This window comes from Bacillus sp. HMA207, assembly GCF_003402455.1.
In the GTDB taxonomy this organism is placed as follows: domain Bacteria; phylum Bacillota; class Bacilli; order Bacillales; family Bacillaceae_G; genus Bacillus_A; species Bacillus_A cereus.
The window spans coordinates 1,910,368-1,929,362 of record NZ_BEZT01000001.1; the positions used below are offsets into that span (position 1 = coordinate 1,910,368).

Consider the following 18,995-nt stretch of genomic DNA (forward strand, 5'->3'; position numbering starts at 1 on the left):
TGTGTGTAATAACAAGTCGGATAAATCGTTAGTTCAAAAAAAGGTTTAATCTGTGTGTATTATTCTCAAAAATCTTAAAGTTGAACAACATGAATAACTTATGAAAAATGTCACATAACTAATGGTAAGCAATTGTTTCTAATTATATTTTGATTGGTGAAATGTAAAGGAGGTTATTATATGATTTGGTCTTTAATCGTCGGTGGTATATTAGGATGGCTTGCGAGCTTAATTACTGGAAAGGACGTACCTGGTGGTGTAATTGGTAATATTATTGCTGGTATTATCGGTTCTTGGGTTGGTTCGAAATTACTTGGTAGTTTTGGTCCAGTCATTGGCGGATATGCAATTATTCCAGCTTTAATCGGTGCGATTATTTTAATTTTCATCGTAAGCTTCTTATTACGAGCAATGCGAAAATGAATGTAAGGACTGTTTACATTTGTAAGCAGTCCTTTTTATATGTTATGCTAGTATTATACAATCAGGAGGTGTCAGCATTGAAATCATTTACAGTAAATTTCCATCAAGAAGATAATGCAAAAGCGACAACAGTACATAAATTAAGTGAAGAGGACTTCAATAAAGCAACTGAAAAAGGTACTCGTCATTTATTTGATTTAGATACAAACGTTGGCTTCTTCGTATTCTTTGATGCAGAAGATGCAGAAGGAAATGATCAATACTTAATGTTACAATATGAAGGGGATCATGAAGAACCAACTGCATGCTACGGATTTGATTTAAAACTATACTATCAATTTTTAGCACTATACTTAAACGATCTTGAATTCCAAGGCGAAACAGATGAGGAAGAGGAAGAATACGGTCCAATTCATCATTTAGCGCATTTACTTTATCATATTGTTGAAGATGGTAAATCAATCGAAGTGTAATATACATATTTGAAGCTGCTCTTTTTGGGCAGCTTTTTTATATGACATTGAAATGGTGTACTGTAAGCTAAATAAGGTGAAATTTTAATCAGTGGGGGTTTTGTTCATTCTCACTGATTATCAGCCCTCACCAATTTAGCTTTTACGGGTAGCAGGGCCCCCACCTAACTTCTTTGTTTCCGCTGAATTTTGAGGTGGGGATCTTACTGCCCGGCAAATAGCGAGATAAATTAATAATAGAAATTTATTTATTACTTTCATGTTAGCGTCGTAAAACACCTGTTATAATGATTGTAATTAAATTCTTGGAGGCTAATTCTATGCTTGTAGATGTAAAAGCTTTTATTAAAGCTGCAGGTTTAACATGTATTTCATCATTAAGTGGAGATAACACGTTTGCTTATAATTTTGAAACAGTAAAAAACACTATCGCTACATTTTTTAAGAAGCTAAGATTTACCGTTTAATTTCATTTCAACCAGTAGGAAAAGAGTAATCACTTCCTACTGGTTTTTTTGTTTCAAGGAGCTGTTGTGACAGCATGTTTTAAGTTATAGATAGAGGATATTATCATTGAGAAGAGAAGGTTTAAAGAAGGAGATGAATACGATGATTAACAATATAATTCCAAGTTTTTTAAAATTATGGGAAAGTGACGATTTAGAATTAGAAGTCCTTAATTAATACTATACTTCGCATCCGGTTGATTATCGAAATGAATAAAATACAATAGGGGGTAAAAATGATGAAGGTATATTTGAAAATAGTTATGTTATTTCTTGCTTTTACATGCACATTTGCATTAGCAGCATGTAAAGGGACAGACGAAAAAAAGGAAGCAAATCCAGCCTCGGAAAATCATAAAAATGAACAAAGCAATTCTTCAGAAGAAAAGAAAAATCTTGAAGCAAAACCAAGTAATGAAAAAACAACAAAACCATCAGCTGAGCAAGATTCGAAAGATAGAACACTTAATCAAAAATCAATTAACCACGTTAAAGATTTGTTTGAACTAGCAAAAGAAGGAAAGGTACCTAATGTGCCATTTGGAGCCCATACAGGGGATATTGAAGAAATTGAAAAAGCGTGGGGGAAAGCAAATAAAACCGAATATGCAGGGAATGGAATGTACGCAACTTTTACAAATAAAAATGTTGTTTTCGGATTTAATAAAGGGTCACAAGTTTTTGATGTACGCTCATATCATGCAGAACTAAAATTGATTACATTACAAGAAATTGAAAAAGCATTAGGAAAACCATCTTCAGTTAAAGAGAATGGTGAAGATAAAATATATGTATACAAAGTAAATAACCAGTATGAATTGAAATTTGTCATTCCAAAATGGACTGGTAAGGTCGATCATATTTCCGTATTTTCGCCAGAGGATAGTATTAATAAAATGGCAGGATAAGAAATTAAGTGATTTCAAAAACACCTCACTTTCTTGAAGTGAGGTGTTTTTAGTTGTAAACAAGGAACGTCTCCTGTCATATAAAACATACTTTCATATGCGAAATACTTCACTTTTGTTTTTTAATATTCATCCAATAAGAAATATTGATCTACTGAAAAAGTAGTAACCTATAAATTATGTGTAGGATGGTTCACGATTTTTTTACGTTCCAAACTTTGAACAAATAGCGCTTGAACAATACCTCCAACTAATAAGAAGCTAGCACAAATATAAAACAGTATACTTCCATTTAACTTACTTAATATAACTGCACCAATAATTGGTCCACACGTTCGAGATATATCCCAGTGTATACCGTAAATTGAAAAATATAAACCACGTTTATTATGAGGTGCAATTTCTGAAACGAATCGTAATAAATGGTTTAGAGCAATACTTTCTCCAATGACTAAAAAGAGTAAGGTGAAGAATAACGACAATATCGTCGTTGAATAACTAAAGCCAACTGCAGCTATTGTATAGCAGGCGTAAGAAATAAGGATGATTTTCGCCATAGAAAATCGTTCAGACCATTTTACGAGGAAGATTTGTAGAATGATTTCCAAAATGGCTTTGCATGTTGAAATAAATGCGAGTATGAATACGAGATTAGGAAATACATGTTCTGCAAAAATACGATAATTCGTCTCAGTTTGTGCATAAAAAAAGCTAATAGGAAGTGTAGAAACCATAAGACCGAATATGGCGTAATGTTTAAAAGCAAATTGCTTTGGTGAACTTGCCTCAACTGTTTGTTTCGACTTACTTATAGGTGGAACAGTTTCTGGGAGCTGGGTCCAAACAACAACGGCATATATCGTAAGAGTTACACTTTGCACGATAAATAAATATTCTGGGTGAGTATTATAAAAACTTGCACCGATTAAAGGGCCGACTACGGATCCGATTGCTCCCATCGTTTGTAGGAGAGCAAAAATTTCTGCTTGCTGCTCTTGTTTTGTTAAATCAGCAATTTGTGCACGTTGAGCTGGAATATATAAGGAACGGCCAATACCATTAATGACATATAACAGTGCAAATATAAAAACGGATTGAGCGAAAACGAAACTACCGATTGCAACACCTTGTAGTAATAATCCGAGTAACATAATCTTTTTTTGGCCATATTTATCAGTAATTCCTCCAGCAATAAGTGTAAATAAAATGTCTGAAAGTGGCTGTAATCCGAAAATTAGCATAGTTATTATTACATTGCCGTTTAACATTTTATTGACGTAAATAATCATAATGAGAGCTAACATAGATTCAGTCGTTCGGGTTAATAATTCACCACACAATCTAATAAAAATAGGTTTATTGTAACGAAGTAAGAGATAATTCAATATTAATTCCTCCTTTCTATATTGAAATGATAAGATGAAAGGAGAGTTGGAAAAAGGGTAGAAACTATAGGGAGAATTTTTCACCTTTTAGGGGGAGTATGATGTTTATTTTAGATCAATACATTGAACTATGGATTGCTTATGGAAAAGGAAAAAAAGAGGGAGAACGATTGGAAGTAACAGTGCAAAATATATCTGGTACATTATTTTGTACAGAGCGCAATAGTAAATTAATTATAAAAAAATTAGATGAGTTAAATTGGATTAAGTGGTTTCCAGGTCGCGGCAGAGGAAATCGGTCTAAGTTAATATTTCAAAAGCACCCGATATCTTTAATTTTAGATAGAGGAAAAGAAATAACGAAAAAAGGGGATGTGAAAAGCGGAAGTATATTTGTGGAACGCTATAGCTCACATTTTCCATCGGTAAAGGGAGAATATCATTCCTGGGTGGATTCAATATTTGGTCATAAGGTTGAAATGACATCTGAAGGGAGAAGAGATGTACTCCGGTTGCAAGTACAAATGAATTTAGATATCACATTAGATCCTGTATACGCTACAATGCGCTCAGAATGCCATATGGTAAAACATATATTCGACACACTCGTGTATGTAGAAGGTAATACAAACATTATAGAGCCAAGACTTGCATTTCACTGGGAATATAATGACGCTGAAAAAATATGGACGTTTTACTTACGAAAAGGAGTTCACTTTCATAATGGAAAACAACTTACTGCACATGATGTTATATACTCGTTGAATCGATTTATGAAGCTGGAAAATAATGCACACGCATGGATGTTACAACACGTTGAAAGTATCCGTTCAGTGGATGACTACGTTTTCGAAATTCAATTACATACAGAAAATCGAATGTTTTTACATATGCTAAGTGCAGAACAGTGTTCTATCGTGAATGAAGATGAAGCAGGAGGGCTAATTGGAACCGGGCCTTTTCAATTATATAAAAGTAATGAAAATCTGTTCATTTTAGAAGGACATCCTTTATATTTTCGTGAAAGACCTTTTTTAGATCGTGTTGAGTTGTGGAATGTAGAACAAGGTGTAAGTACATACGATGTTTTAGTAAAGGCGCAGTATAAAGATAAAGAAAAACATAATAAAGAATTGTCCCGGCTTGAGTCGAACGTGACATATATAACATGTAATCTTACGAAAGAAGGACCAATGCAAGATGCGTTATTTCGGAAAGCGTTATATAACATCATTCATGGTTATACAATCGTTCAAGAACTCGGCGGAGAACGTGGAGAAGTGGCAAAAAAACTAATATTAGCAGGTGCAAGCATTGTAGAGATTGAGGAAGATGTAGAAAGTTTAATTAAAAGGAGTACTTATCATAATGAAGTGCTACAACTCTACACATTTACAGGACGAGATCATGTTGAAGATGCACAGTGGATACAAAAAGAGTGTGCGAAATACGGGATTCGTGTAGAAAATAATTTTCTTGATATAGAAGAGGTATTGGAAATAAGTACGATAAAAAAGGCCGATATGATGCATGATAGTGCCACAATTAGTGAACGAATAGAAGATAGTCTATTATATATGTTTCTTACAAAAAATAGTTTTATTCATGGACAAAGCAGCATGGACTTTCATGAAAAGTTGTCTCCTTATTTTAGACAAGAAGAATTAGAGAAAAGAGTTACACTGTTACGCGATATCGAGGATACTTTGTTACGTCAAATTCATGTTATTCCTTTATATCGTAATAAACAAGAGGTAAGTACACATGAAAAAGTTCAAAATATAATGATTAATTCACAAGGTTGGATTGATTTTTATAATATTTGGTTTAAGTCTTGATATATAAGGGCTTTTGCACATTTTCATAAGGTGTGTAAGAGCCTTTTTTGTATGTAGGAATAGGTTTGTTTTACACATTGTTACGCTACTTGTGATAAAAGTCTATTTACAGCGTAACAGTGTTATGTTACATTGTTATCAGGAAGGAGTGTTATACAGTTGAGTACAGATTTAATTTCAAAAAAAGATTTATTAGAACTAACTGGTATTTCATACGGACAGTTATATAGGTGGAAAAGAAAAAATTTAATCCCGGAAGATTGGTTTGTACGAAAATCAACGTTTACAGGTCAAGAGACATTTTTTCCGAAAGAAAAGATATTAGAGCGTATCGATAAAATCCAAACGATGAAAGAGGATTTATCACTTGATGAACTAGCTAACATGTTTTCACCGAGTGTGAGAGAAATTCTTTTAACAAAGGAAGACATTTTATGCAAGGGGATTGCATCAGAACCAGTTTTACAATTTTTCATAGAACAAACGAATAAAACAGCAGAGTTTCAATTTGTAGACATTCTTTATGTGTACATGTTAGAAGAATTACTACAATCAGGAGAGATTAGTTTAGAAGAAGGAAAAATGGTCTTGCAAGTTTTACGTGAAAATTATGAAGCAATGAAACATAAAACTTGTGACTTAATCATTGTCCGAAAGTTAGGGATTTCTACATGTTTATTAGTTTCAAACGTGGACGATTTAATTTTTGAAAAAGGCACCAAAATCGTTTTACGCGAAGCGATTATGAAATATACCGAAGCATTAAAAACTAAATTGTTCTAGTGGAGGAGAAAGTATGCGTACAGATAATTTGATTATAAATGGTTACGGTTCATCGAATGGCGGCGAGTTTCATAAAGTGCAATTAAACGGAAAAGGAACTGTGAATGGAAATGTTGAATGTGAGCAATTTGAATGTAACGGTTACGGTGCAGTTACTGGTGATTTGAAAAGTAGCAGTGCACGAATTAGCGGATCTGGTAAAGTTGATGGTACAGTTCATGCTGAAACGATGCGAATTGATGGAAAAGCAACAATTACGCAAAATGTAAAAGCAAACAGTTTGAAAATTGCAGGAAAAGGTACGATAGGTGGAAATGTCACTGGTGAAGAATTTAAAGTCAATGGTCAAGCTACAATTGACGGTAATTGTGAAGTGGATACTTTTTCTTCAGAAGGACAATTTACAATCGGTGGTTTATTAAGCGCAGATGAAATTAATATAAATATTCACGGTACATGTCGAGCGAAAGAAATTGGTGGTCAAACGATTAAAGTAAGACATAGATCAGGTACATTTAGTAGGTTATTTAAAACAGTGTTTGGCTTGCAGTTAGAAGCTGAACTATTAGAAGGTGACAATATCGATATTGATTATGCTCACATAAGAACGGTAAGAGGAAACAATGTTACAGTAGGAGCAAACTGTGAGATTGAACTGATTGAATATACCGGTGTTCTTACTGTTGATAAAAATGCAAATGTAAAAGAAATTAAGCAGGTTTAACGGAAGGGAGAAATCAGTATGGAACATCCACATAGTCTCACAGTAAATGGTTCTGGTAATTCAGCAGGCGGAGATTATAATAAAGTGAAGATTCGCGGTGAAGGAACAATTACCAATGATATGAGTTGCAATGAGTTTAAAACGTACGGAACGAGTGATGTACACGGTAATGTGAAAGTGAAAAACTATGTCGTGTATGGAGATAACGAAGTACAAGGAAATGTAGATGCGGAATATGTAAAAGTATATGGTAATACACAAATTCATGGTGATGCTCATATTGAAAAAACAAAAGTTAGAGGTATGATAGATATTGAAGGAAAGTTTTCAGGTGATTTCGTAGATGTAAAAGGTGCTTTAAATGTGAAGGGAGATATTGAAGTAGAAGATTTATCATTAACTGGTGGTCTTGAAAGTGATGGATTACTTAATGCTGAAAATATTCAAATCTCACTTCGTTATGAAGGCAGTAAGGTAAGAGAAATTGGTGGTAAAAAGATTACTGTGCGTAAAAAAGCGAGATTTATTCCTTTTACTAATCATGCTGGAAACCTCCAAACTTCGATTGTTGAAGGAGATGATATCTATTTAGAACATACGATTGCTGAAGTTGTAAGAGGCAACAACGTCACAATTGGTCCTGGATGTGAAATTAGTGTTGTAGAATATCATACTAGTTTTAATCAAAAAGGTAATGCAGTCGTAAAAGAACATAAACAAATATAAGTAGTATGAGGGAGAGCAAGAGATATGGTTGAGAAGAATAATAAGCTCGGCTTTGTTGTGGCGGGCTTATTGCTAGGTATTTTAATGGCATCGATGGATAATACCATTGTCGTAACGGCGATGGGAACAATCGTTGGTGACTTAGGAGGCCTCGAAAACTTTGTATGGGTCGTTTCTGCCTATATGGTCGCAGAAATGGCAGGCATGCCGATTTTCGGTAAGCTATCAGATATGTATGGTAGAAAGAGATTCTTTATTTTCGGTTTAATTGTCTTTATGATTGGTTCGGCACTTTGTGGTACTGCTGAAAATATTACACAGTTAGGTATTTATCGTGCCATTCAAGGTATTGGCGGCGGGGCATTAGTGCCAATCGCGTTTACTATCGTTTTTGATATTTTCCCACCTGAAAAACGCGGGAAAATGGGTGGTTTATTCGGAGCGGTATTTGGATTATCTAGTATTTTCGGGCCATTACTTGGCGCATATATTACCGACTACATTAGCTGGCACTGGGTATTTTATATTAACTTACCACTTGGCATTTTAGCACTTATTTTTATTACATTCTTTTATAAAGAATCACGCGTTCATAGGAAGCAAAAGATTGATTGGTTTGGTGCAATTACTTTAGTTGGTGCAGTAGTTTCTTTAATGTTTGCGCTTGAACTAGGCGGACAAAAATATGATTGGGATTCTAGCTTTATTTTAAGCTTATTTGGTGGATTCGCTATTTTAATCATCGCATTCATTTTTATTGAACGAAAAGTAGAAGAACCAATTATTTCATTTGAGATGTTTAAGCAGCGCTTATTCGGAATGAGTACAATTATTGCTTTATGTTACGGTGCTGCATTTATGTCAGCAACTGTGTACATTCCGTTATTTATTCAAGGTGTATACGGTGGTACCGCAACAAACTCAGGATTATTACTTTTACCGATGATGTTAGGATCAGTCGTAACAGCGCAGTTAGGCGGATTTTTAACAACTAAACTTAGCTACCGAAACATTATGATTATTTCTGCGGTTATTATGCTAATTGGACTATTCTTATTAAGCACGTTAACACCAGAAACAAGTCGTGCATTATTAACAGTTTATATGATTATTATCGGATTTGGAGTCGGTTTCTCATTCTCTGTACTAAGTATGGCAGCTATTCACAACTTCGGTATGGAACAGCGCGGGTCTGCGACTTCAACGAGTAACTTCATTCGTTCGTTAGGAATGACACTAGGCATTACAATCTTCGGAATGATCCAAAGAACAGGTTTCCAAGATCAATTAGAAGAAGCATTTAAAGGGATGAGCGGGGGAATGAATACAAACGCTTTAGGGGATTCAAGAGCTATTCTATCAGAATCGGCAAGATCTCAAATCCCTCCGCAAATATTAGATAAGATTATTGACGCTCTTTCTAGTTCAATTGTTCAAACATTCATGTGGGCATTGGTACCAGCTGGATTAGCATTCATATTCATTTTCTTTATGGGAAATGAGCGCATGGTAATTAAGAAACAACAAACGAATAAAAAGAGTGAAACATCAAAAGCATAATGAAAAAGCTCCTTTCTAATTGGAAAGGAGCTTTTTCGTATGTACGGATTTAGATTAGCCTTCGATAATTTCGTATTCTTCGTCTGCTAATAGTAAAATTTGTGTTTTCTTACCTTTGTTTTGAACTTCGATTACATCGTAAGCACCTAAGTCTCTTACTTTGCTTTGAGAAGCGTTAACCATAACTTCAATAGAATCAATTAAGATATCTTCTTCAATGTATGATTCAGGCAATGCCATATCTTCAGTATCTAATACACATGCGTATAGATTTTGTAAGTTTTCAGCAGTTGGGTTTTGTTCCTCAACATCAATGATGTTTTTTACTGCTTCCATATTTTCCTCTTTTGCTTGGTATACTTTAATTTTAGCCATTGTTTTAATCTCCTTTATAACGTAATCGTAGAGGCTACACCTTATTATAACGTTTTTTTCATGAAAGATGAAATTGTTATATGTATTTATAGTAAAAATTATGTGTCCTTACTCAAAAATGGTGTGATTTCCATATAAATGTACGATTAGGTAACGATATTGCTACGTTAACGTTATATTGTCCAAGCTTTTCTTATTTTCTTCTCATATATATGTAGTAGCAATTCTATATAGAGAAGGGATGGAGTGTAAGTGGGGTGTGAACCGAAACGTAATTGTGGGTGTTGCCAAAATAGTATATGTGAGTTTTTACAAAGTCTAGAACCGTATACTAAAGTTGAAAGTATCATAATAGCAGGAAACGAAATTGCTGTATCTTATTTTCTTTCATTTAATAAGAAAACAGGTATCGTATCATTCGTACAAGAAGACAATGAGGTTATATTTGTCGATTGTTCAAAGATTGATGCAATTCGAATAGGGAAAGTATGTAGCTGCAAAACAAAAGTTAAATATATTGAAGAGGAATTTAGCTTGCTAGGAAATGTTTGCCCGCATTGTTTAACAGAGGGGAGTACAATCTTTTTCGATTTTAACAATCCTGAATTAAATGTGTCTTTCCAAGCAACAACAATTAATCCACCTAGATGTACTGAATTTACAGATGATCTCGGGAATGTAGTAAAGCAAATTACTATAGTAGGTGAGGCGAGAGTTTCTAGAGATTTTGTTCAAGTACCTGAACTGGTAGGTTTTCGATTACTTTTATCACATCCAGCTGGAGACCCTTTAAACTACGGATTATTATTTATTAATTTTCCTGATACGATTTTTATTTTTATATTGGCATCAAGCGGATACCTTTCCATTTCGAACTGTTTAAAAATAGAGGGCGGAACTGGTGATGCCGAAATAGAAGAGATGAAAAAAATGATAGAGGATGACGTTAACACGTACAAATCATTTGTTAAATTGACTAAAGTATATAAGAACGGTGAGACGGAATCTTTTATTTATAAAAATGAGTTATAACACATGTATTTAAATGCACCCTCAAACTATTGTTGAGGGTTGTTACATAATTAATTATGTTGGTCCTTCAAACCGTTTGTTAACGGGTAAGAAATATATTTATTGTTGACTTATTTTATATGTTGATCATTTCATAGTTAGTAGATGTTATAATCATTTTATGTTTACTGATATTTTATAAATATTCGAAGTTTTAATTTAATAGTCAATTGCTTTTATGATGAACAGGTGGGTATGTATATGAATACGAATTATGGAGCGCTCATGAAAATGTTAAGAGTAGTTGATTCTAAAGAAGGCGGGAATGTAAATGATATATGAAGCGAATATACATACAAGAAAAAAACTAGTTTCTATGTTTGAGGATTTCAATAACGTTGTTTTACTTTCTTATTTACAAGGGCATATGGGTACTGCTTGGGTAAATGATCTTGAAAATCCAAAAGTAGCACAAGTTACGGTAGGGATTTTTACATTTTACGCTGGAGACCCAAATACGAAAGAAACAGAAGAGTTATTACGTAATATTCCAGAAAGAATTTTAGTTATCGTAAATAGTGAAGAGTGGAAACAACGCTTAGAAACATTCCATGAAAGAAAAATAGATAAGTTTTTACGTTATAAATTCAAACGAAATCCAGAAGTTTTTAATCGTTCAAAATTAAAATCTTTTATATCAGCACTTCCAAAAGAATATGAGTTAAGAAGAATAGACGAGCATATCGCAAATAGCCCTACATTACATAAGATATCTGAAGATTTCACAAGTCAATTTCATTCGGTAGAAGATTATATAAACCGTGGTATAGGTTATAGCATTTTATATAACGGAGAAGTTGTATGCGGTGCATCCTCGTATAGTATTTATAATGATGGGATTGAAATTGAAGTTGCGACTGATCACAATCATAGAAGAGAGGGCTTGGCAACTGTAGTAAGTGCAGCTCTTATATTGGATTGCTTAGAAAATGGAAAGTATCCAAACTGGGACGCAGCGAATACTACATCTGCTAAACTAGCAGAAAAGTTAGGATATGAATTTGATAAGGCATATGATACTTATTTTGTGGATAATAGATGAGTGAAGGAGTTACATACTAAAAAATAAATGCGCCCTAGTACGTAAGTCTAGGGCGCATTTATTAGTTGGTAAATATCTTCATAACAATCATATCATATTTTATCTTTTGAATGTTTGGAATTAAAGATATTTATGTGACTTTTTGAAAAAATAAAAGAGCAGCTAGCAAAAGCCAACTGCTCCTCTCTCAGGAGGAATGGAGAAATACAATCATATTATCTATAGTATTGACGGAACATAGAGTTTTAATCAAAGCCCGATTGGTGAGGGGTTTGATTAAAACTCCCACTGATTAAAGTTTCACTTTATTACATTTACAATTTAAATAGTAGAACGTGTTTATCGTAGTTCTCCAAACACCAATTATATTTTTTTAGAATAATTGGATGGACTGCTTCTGTCGTAGTATCGACTTCAGTATATCCATATTTCTTATAAAAGTTTTCTAATTCCTCAAAAGGAAGACAATATACATTTTGTATTTGTGATTTTTTCGCAGTTTCTACTAAAAATGAAACAAGCTCACCAGCTAATTGAAGCCCTCTAAATTGAGGCAGAATAAAAATCCCGCCCATTTCTAAAGTATCTTCATCTATTTGGACTAATCGGCCAACACCTGCATACTCGTTGTTATATGTAATAATTGCAACTTTATCTCTTTTTAAATCACTTCGTACAAATCCTATTGAGTCATATTGATTATTAACCCATTCTAAATCGTTAGATGTGGCCAATTGAATACTCATATACATCCTCCTTGGAAATACTAGCGCTTTCTTCATTATATAGAACATAACATACTATATCAAAGGAACCTTGAGGTAGCCCATTTGTTTAAGTTATTAGTTAAAAGTGTGGGGTTGCTGGCATTGAAATGATGGCTTCACCAAACATAGGATAATAATCTTGTGAATTTAGTGTTACATAGTCAAAATAAAAATTAGTTCATGCGTTCGGTAATGCACGATGGTTTAAGTGTAGAGAAGATCATAGGGGTATTTTAATTAGTAGCTACTGTATTCATTGAAGTTATTAAGGAAATGTCGTAATCCCTAGCCTTAGTGATACAAATCATATTATGGTTTAGTAAAAAAACTCTTCCTGAAAAAGAGGGGGATTAAAGATAAGAGCACTTCGAAAAGTGCCCTTCAGTAAACGACTACTTATTCTAAAAAGAAAGGATGCAATATATTATATGAAGTTTAGTGTATTTAAGTACGGGTCTTTTATATAAAAGTTTTATTTTGTTCCGAATAAAAAGGCGGTTGTTTCCGCAACCACCTTTCAGTAAAACAAAGCACTTTTTATGAAATAAATTATGGATGGTCCCTAAAAAAGGTTATAGGATATACCCACATTTTTATAACTAAAGTGACGAACTCAGGTTATAAGGAAGGAACAATTATATTGTATGAAATCTATTCTAGAGTAGTCACAAAGAAAGTTGTCTTCTTATTAGAAGGCAGCTTTTTTTATTAGAAAAAGAAGTAGAAGATTAAGTTACTTGTCCAAACAAATTTTAAAAAAATACATAAAATGCTATTAGTTAGTCAATATTTTAATATTGCTAATTTTTAAGACTAAAAGGGGTGATTTTATGTGTGAATGTGAAGTTTGTAGACGAAAGAAAAATCGGGATCCATTAAACCGGGAGTTTGAGCCGAAAAAACGAGTTCATGAGCCAAAAAAAGAGGATTGTGAGCCAAAAAAAGAGGATTGTGAGCCAAAAAAAGAGGATTGTGAGCCAAAAAAAGAAGATTGCGAATCATTAAATGATTATTCGTTTAGTAAAAATGCAAATTTTTTAGAGGCAGCTATACAAACAGATGAAATCGATCAAATTTCTGAGGAATATATTGAAATAGTTGATTCAGCAGATGTACAAGTTACTACTACAGATACAAAAGCTGCGCTATCTATCCAAGCGGCATTACAAGCAGCTATCGTAGTTGTAGTAAGTATTTCTATAGCAGATAGTGAAAAGGCAGATAAAATAACACAAGAATTATTTCAAAAATCAGCTATTAAACAAATTAATAGACAAAAAACATTTATTAAAAATTCTAGAAACGTAACCGTAACAACTACTGATACAGATATTGCAGTGAATATTCAAATTCTCCTTCAAATTTTATTAGCTTTATTAGTTAAACTAAACATTTTATAAAGTGTCTATCCTATTGATATTTAGCTATAAGTTTTCACTCTAAGTAAATGTTTTTTGTTGTAATACGTGGTACAAGCTTGGACTTTTTATTATGACTGAATTAATATTCAAGATTAATGGTAAAGCAAGTGTGGAAAACTACAAATAAAGATAAAATACATGATTTAACAGTAATGAAACTTATATTTATGTGAAGTGAAGGAAAGCTGTCTTCTTATTAGAAGTCAGCTTTTGATTTTATTAGCAAAAAGAAGTGAAAATAGAAGATTAAGTTACTTGTCCAAGCAATTTTTATTTCATTACATATAATGCTCGTAGATATTTAAAATTTTTATAGAAAATTGATTGGAGTGAATATTGTAAATGGATGATTTAAACAAATTTTCTTCCTTTAAGTTTGATAAGGATCAAAAGAATATAATTATAGACCTTTTACTCTCAGATATTTTTAATAGGCATGGGATAAATGAAGAAAAATTAAAAAATTTATCACCAGAAAAAAAGCAGCAAATTAAAAGTATTGTTTCTGAAATACAATCACAAGTTAATAATTATTTAGATTGAAAGGGGGTGAACGCATGGACAAAACATGTCATTCAGATGAAAATAAAAAGTGGAGTGCATTAGATTCCTCAAATCCTCATCCATCTTTTAAAAATGCTAGCGTTTCAGAAGCAGCTGCGCAAGAAAGTAAAACGTATCAAATTTCTGAAGAATCTATTACAATTGTAGATTCAGCGGATGTAGAAGTTACTACTACAGATACAAAAGCTGCTTTATCTATTCAAGCAGCATTACAAGCAGCTATCGTGGTTATAATAAGTATTTCTATAGCAGATAGTGAAAAAGCTGACCGTGTAGCACAAGAATTGTTTCAAAAATCATCTATTAAACAAATTAATAAACAAGAAACTGTTATTAGAAATTCTAGAAATGTTACAGTTACGACTACGGATACAGACATAGCAGTAAATGTTCAAATTCTTCTCCAAATTTTATTAGCTTTACTAGTAAAATTAAATATTTTATAAAATGTTTAACTTGTTTTTATCTAGTGATTCTTACAGGTGAATATTCACTGTTTTAATTATAGTACAGGCTATAAATATTTATCATAACTGGACTAATATTCAACATCACCAAAGTATGAATGTAAACAAACAATTTGATGGAAAATAAAGTTTGGTTATCTTATGAAAATGTAAAAGCCATTTCCTTTATTGGATTTGGCTTTTACATTTTAAACAGTATGAATTTTAAAAGATTATATTAAGATAAAGAATTAAAATATAATGATACAAAATACTTATAAAATTATTCGTGTTTTAGAAAAATAATAAGAAAAAGGTGTTTAAAATAGAATCATTTTCATTAACAGTTCAAGTTTTGAAGAATAGTGCATACAATATAAAGTGTTTTCCTTTCTTCATTTAAGTTTTACGTATATAATTTAAAAGTACTATTTTTATTTTATTATTTTATATTTATAACAGAATAGAGGTTTAAAAATGGGTGTTAAAATCATTACGGATAGTGCGGCGGATTTACCAGTAGAATTGCTGCAAGCATATGATATTGATTTAATTCCACTCCGTGTATATGATGAAGCAGAAACAGAGTATTTAGATGGAGTAACATTAGAGTCAGTTACATTATTGCAAAAAATGAGAGAAGGCGCTGTTTATAGAACGTCATTGCCTTCACTTGAAACGTTCCAAGAAAAATTTGTTTCTTATGCAAAAGAAGGTAATCCTTGTATATATTTAGCTTTTTCATCTGAACTGTCTGGTACATATCAATCATCAGTTGTCATTAAAGAGGAAGTAAAAGAAACATATGCTAACTTAGATTTAGAAATTATTGATACGAAATGTGCTTCGCTTGGTCAAGGTCTTGTCGTTTTAGAAGCTGCTAAAATGGCAAAAGACGGCGCATCAAAAGAAGATATTTTAAAGCGTGTTGATTTTCTAATGAGCCATATGGAACATATCTTCACTGTAGCTGACTTACAGTACTTAGTGAGAGGTGGACGTTTAAGTAAAGTCGCAGGATTTATCGGTGGTTTACTAAACATTAAACCGATCTTAAACGTGGAAGAAGGAAAACTTGTACCACTTGAAAAGGTACGAGGGAAAAAGAAAGTATTAAGCCGTATTGTTGATATTATGGAAGAACGTGGTAAAGACCTTAAAGGTCAAACAATCGGTATGACTCACGGTGACGATTTAGAAACAGCGGAAGCATTAAAATCATTAATTACGGAAAGATTTGGCTGTGAAGTATTTATCGTAAATACAATTGGTGCAGCAATCGGTGCACATACAGGACCTGGCGTTATAACGTTATTTTTCTTAAATGAAGTAGAGTAAAGGATTGATCTTTTGATCAATCCTTTTTTATTTTTTAATCTGTGATAATCGGTCGATATGGTATTGATGAAGATAAAATCTTTGAAGTTTTCCTATATCAAATGCAATCTTGTAGAGGGATTATTTTTTATATGTGTAATGATACTTAATGGTAGAAGAAAAGAGTATAAATAAGAATATATTTATAGGAATTTAAATATTTGAAGATATCAAAATTTTTCCATTTCATATATAATTGTGTGTGGAGAAATATCTGTAACTATTTGTAAAAATAGGAGGCGGCTATAAAAATGCAAGAAAGTGCTAGATGGGATTTAAATCGCTTGTATTTGAATGAGGATATTCTATTTCCGATTTTGGAGTTGAAAGAGCAATATTTTGTAACAAAAGATGTAGAGATTCTTTCAAAGCTTATACAAGCTATTGAAAAAGCAGAATACTATTTGTACTGTCGATCGGTTGAAGAAAGTGTTCCATCTGACCTTACTAAATTGACCGTGAAAGTGAAGGAACTAAAAAGTGAATTACAGCAAGTAATAAAACATAATGAAGTGGAAACTTCAGATAATACTAAGTTAATAAAAGATGAACTTAATGCGTGGGAAAATATGTACATACAATTACGGGATAGGATAGAAATAGAGCACAATAATAAACTATTATCCTTTGGACAAGCAAATACTATTGCAATGAATAGTGATAATGAAAAGGAAAGATTAGAAGTATTCGATTCATTAACATGTGCTTTACATAAGGAAAAAGAAATCTTTGCTACTGTATTAAATCAAGTAGGGAGATTGCGTAATGCAAAGAGTAATGAAATAGAAGATAGAGAGATTTTAACACAATCTTTTCATGCGAATGGCATTTCAGAAACTGTATTATTCCAAATGTGGAATGTGACAGAAGAAAACCTTGATAAATTAGTAAGTGCTTTAAACGTGTATAAGAAAGGGAAAGCTTCGATTACATGGCATGAACTTATGACAGTAAAGGAAAGTAATGAGGTCATAATTCCTTTTTCAGTAGCAGTACAAAACGTTTATGATGCATGTAAGAATATTGATCAAGAATTAGCAGAATTTGCACGTAATGCGATAGAAAGTGGATGGATAGATGCTGAACCGAGAGAGAATAAACCACCAGGTGGGTTTTGTGCTCCATTTTTCAGTGAGAAAGAATCGAGAATCTCCATGCGTTATAATGGGAGTATAGATAGTGTAAGAGTGCTCGCTCATGAATTAGGACATGCTTGGCATTTTTATAATATGAGTTTTGAACAATCTACATCTTTTTTAGATGATTATTTGCCGATGAGTACGGCTGAATCAGCATCTATTTTCTTTGAAACGGTACTCTTAAATTATCTAATTGAAACAACGGATAGTAAAGATATGAAAAAGTCATTACTTAGCTGGAAAATAAGAAATAGTTTTAATTATGTAATGGCAATACGAGCATCGTATCAGTTTGAAAAAACATTTTATGAAAAATGTAAAGAGGGTCCATTAAGTGCTGATGAAATTGAGAAATTATCTATAATGGCACAAAAAGAAGCTTATGGAAAAGCTTTAAGTGAATACCAGCCGTTTGTATGGATGAAATATATTCAATTTTATATAGCAGATGTTCCTTTTTACAATTATCCATACACGTTTGGATATTTAGTAAGTTTTAGTTTATTAGAAATAGCTCAAGAAGGTAAAAGTACTTTTCATTCGAAATATAAAGAGTTCTTACGAGAAACAGGAAAGGCTCCAGTAGAGGAGCTTATGAAAAAACATTTTGAAATAGATATAAGAAATTATGAATTTTGGAATAAAGCTTTTATTCAAATTTCTAAAGACATTGATGAATATTTGCAGCTTATATAAGGGGAGAGTATAGTGGATCAACAGTTTATAAAAGGTATACCTTTTTCAACTTTAGAATATGCAAAAGCTATAAGTTTATTAAAAGGTTGGGTACATGAACAACAAGAGAAACCAAGGTTTGTAGTAACTGCAAATCCTGAAATTGTTATGTCTGCAAAGGAAAATACGGAAAAATCAAAGGAGTTTAAAAAGATGTTACTATCTGCGGATTTAATAACAGCGGATGGGATTGGTGTCATAATTGGCTCGAAAATATTAAAAGGAACTTTGAAAGAACGTGTTACTGGGGCGGATTTAACTCACGATTTAATAAAATATTGTAACGACAATGAATATCGTGTCTTTCTTTTTGGAGCTGCGCCAGAAAGTAATAAAAAGGCATTAGAAAAATTAAATGAGCAGTTCCCAGGAGCACAATTTAAAGGACAGCATGGATTTGTAAATGGTGAAGAAATAGAAGAAATAAAAATGAAAATTAAGCAATTCAAGCCGCATTTATTACTTGTAGGACTAGGTTCACCAAAACAAGAAGAGTTCATTTATGAAAACATACAAACATTAAACGTTCCGCTATCTATTGGTATCGGGGGAATGATTGATATAATATCTGGTACTGTAAAAAGAGCACCGAAAATAATGAGGGATACTGGAACTGAATGGCTGTATAGGTTACTCTCACAGCCGAAAAGATTAAAGAGACAACTTGTACTTCCGAAATTTTTATTGTCGGTTATGTCAGAGAGGATTAAAGGGATTAATTAATAAAGGGGA

At 32.6% G+C, this 18,995-nt stretch carries 20 protein-coding genes; 17 read left to right on the forward strand and 3 right to left on the reverse strand.

The genetic code is table 11. The features are described 5' to 3' along the window. The first annotated feature begins 180 nt into the window (after positions 1-180). The 4 genes from HMAS_RS09995 to HMAS_RS10010 all read left to right on the forward strand — a co-directional run bounded on the left by HMAS_RS09995 (position 181) and on the right by HMAS_RS10010 (position 2,310). Complete coding sequence (locus HMAS_RS09995) at positions 181-423, forward strand: GlsB/YeaQ/YmgE family stress response membrane protein (RefSeq protein ID WP_000638306.1); 243 nt, start codon at positions 181-183, stop codon at positions 421-423. Between the two features lie 77 nt (positions 424-500). Further along, complete coding sequence (locus HMAS_RS10000) at positions 501-896, forward strand: hypothetical protein (protein WP_000834883.1); 396 nt, start codon at positions 501-503, stop codon at positions 894-896. 320 nt (positions 897-1,216) lie between these two features. Further along, positions 1,217-1,363 (forward strand): hypothetical protein, encoded by a 147-nt coding sequence (locus HMAS_RS10005; RefSeq protein ID WP_000959548.1) that lies wholly within the window; start codon positions 1,217-1,219, stop codon positions 1,361-1,363. 275 nt (positions 1,364-1,638) lie between these two features. Further along, positions 1,639-2,310 (forward strand): YjgB family protein, encoded by a 672-nt coding sequence (locus tag HMAS_RS10010; RefSeq protein WP_025709530.1) that lies wholly within the window; start codon positions 1,639-1,641, stop codon positions 2,308-2,310. Between the two features lie 170 nt (positions 2,311-2,480). Here the strand turns inward: HMAS_RS10010 and HMAS_RS10015 are convergent, their stop codons facing one another. Then, positions 2,481-3,695, reverse strand: coding sequence for an MDR family MFS transporter (locus HMAS_RS10015; RefSeq protein WP_116344775.1), 1,215 nt, complete (start codon positions 3,693-3,695; stop codon positions 2,481-2,483). Between the two features lie 101 nt (positions 3,696-3,796). Between HMAS_RS10015 and HMAS_RS10020 the strand changes: the two genes are divergently transcribed. The 5 genes from HMAS_RS10020 to HMAS_RS10040 all read left to right on the forward strand — a co-directional run bounded on the left by HMAS_RS10020 (position 3,797) and on the right by HMAS_RS10040 (position 9,326). Continuing rightward, positions 3,797-5,533 (forward strand): ABC transporter substrate-binding protein, encoded by a 1,737-nt coding sequence (locus tag HMAS_RS10020; RefSeq protein WP_116344776.1) that lies wholly within the window; start codon positions 3,797-3,799, stop codon positions 5,531-5,533. Between the two features lie 159 nt (positions 5,534-5,692). Further along, positions 5,693-6,316 (forward strand): YhbD family protein, encoded by a 624-nt coding sequence (locus HMAS_RS10025; protein ID WP_000102240.1) that lies wholly within the window; start codon positions 5,693-5,695, stop codon positions 6,314-6,316. Between the two features lie 13 nt (positions 6,317-6,329). Further along, on the forward strand, positions 6,330-7,040 hold the full coding sequence (locus tag HMAS_RS10030) for a bactofilin family protein (RefSeq protein WP_001258384.1): 711 nt from the start codon (positions 6,330-6,332) through the stop codon (positions 7,038-7,040). A gap of 18 nt (positions 7,041-7,058) precedes the next feature. Continuing rightward, a complete protein-coding gene (locus tag HMAS_RS10035) occupies positions 7,059-7,766 on the forward strand; it encodes a polymer-forming cytoskeletal protein (RefSeq protein ID WP_000400902.1) in 708 nt (235 codons plus the stop codon). A gap of 24 nt (positions 7,767-7,790) precedes the next feature. Then, positions 7,791-9,326 carry an MDR family MFS transporter gene (locus tag HMAS_RS10040; RefSeq protein ID WP_000229616.1) on the forward strand — a complete coding sequence of 512 codons (1,536 nt, stop codon included), beginning with the start codon at positions 7,791-7,793 and terminating at the stop codon, positions 9,324-9,326. 54 nt (positions 9,327-9,380) lie between these two features. Here the strand turns inward: HMAS_RS10040 and HMAS_RS10045 are convergent, their stop codons facing one another. After that, the gene (locus tag HMAS_RS10045; protein WP_001062733.1) at positions 9,381-9,701 is read right to left on the reverse strand and encodes a hypothetical protein; all 321 of its coding nucleotides are present in this window, start codon (positions 9,699-9,701) and stop codon (positions 9,381-9,383) included. Positions 9,702-9,953: 252 nt separating this feature from the next. Here HMAS_RS10045 and HMAS_RS10050 point away from each other — a divergent pair, with 252 nt between their 5' ends. Further along, entirely contained in the window at positions 9,954-10,733 is a 780-nt protein-coding gene (locus tag HMAS_RS10050; protein ID WP_061113159.1) for a BC_2878 family exosporium-associated protein, read from the forward strand. Between the two features lie 310 nt (positions 10,734-11,043). After that, positions 11,044-11,814 (forward strand): GNAT family N-acetyltransferase, encoded by a 771-nt coding sequence (locus HMAS_RS10055; protein ID WP_000638727.1) that lies wholly within the window; start codon positions 11,044-11,046, stop codon positions 11,812-11,814. 314 nt (positions 11,815-12,128) lie between these two features. On the opposite strand, the gene HMAS_RS10060 is transcribed toward HMAS_RS10055, so the two are convergent. Continuing rightward, on the reverse strand, positions 12,129-12,560 hold the full coding sequence (locus HMAS_RS10060) for a GNAT family N-acetyltransferase (RefSeq protein ID WP_000027163.1): 432 nt from the start codon (positions 12,558-12,560) through the stop codon (positions 12,129-12,131). Between the two features lie 851 nt (positions 12,561-13,411). Here HMAS_RS10060 and HMAS_RS10065 point away from each other — a divergent pair. The 6 genes from HMAS_RS10065 to HMAS_RS10090 all read left to right on the forward strand — a co-directional run bounded on the left by HMAS_RS10065 (position 13,412) and on the right by HMAS_RS10090 (position 18,986). Further along, a complete protein-coding gene (locus tag HMAS_RS10065) occupies positions 13,412-13,981 on the forward strand; it encodes a spore coat protein (protein WP_000333025.1) in 570 nt (189 codons plus the stop codon). Between the two features lie 363 nt (positions 13,982-14,344). Next, the gene (locus HMAS_RS10070) at positions 14,345-14,545 is read left to right on the forward strand and encodes a spore coat protein W (RefSeq protein WP_000342253.1); all 201 of its coding nucleotides are present in this window, start codon (positions 14,345-14,347) and stop codon (positions 14,543-14,545) included. Between the two features lie 14 nt (positions 14,546-14,559). Then, positions 14,560-15,012 carry a spore coat protein gene (locus HMAS_RS10075; RefSeq protein WP_000361676.1) on the forward strand — a complete coding sequence of 151 codons (453 nt, stop codon included), beginning with the start codon at positions 14,560-14,562 and terminating at the stop codon, positions 15,010-15,012. 477 nt (positions 15,013-15,489) lie between these two features. After that, positions 15,490-16,350 (forward strand): DegV family protein, encoded by an 861-nt coding sequence (locus HMAS_RS10080; protein WP_000538278.1) that lies wholly within the window; start codon positions 15,490-15,492, stop codon positions 16,348-16,350. Between the two features lie 290 nt (positions 16,351-16,640). Further along, entirely contained in the window at positions 16,641-18,224 is a 1,584-nt protein-coding gene (locus HMAS_RS10085) for a M3 family metallopeptidase (protein WP_063264128.1), read from the forward strand. Between the two features lie 12 nt (positions 18,225-18,236). Next, positions 18,237-18,986 (forward strand): WecB/TagA/CpsF family glycosyltransferase, encoded by a 750-nt coding sequence (locus HMAS_RS10090; protein ID WP_006922103.1) that lies wholly within the window; start codon positions 18,237-18,239, stop codon positions 18,984-18,986. Positions 18,987-18,995 lie beyond the last annotated feature (9 nt).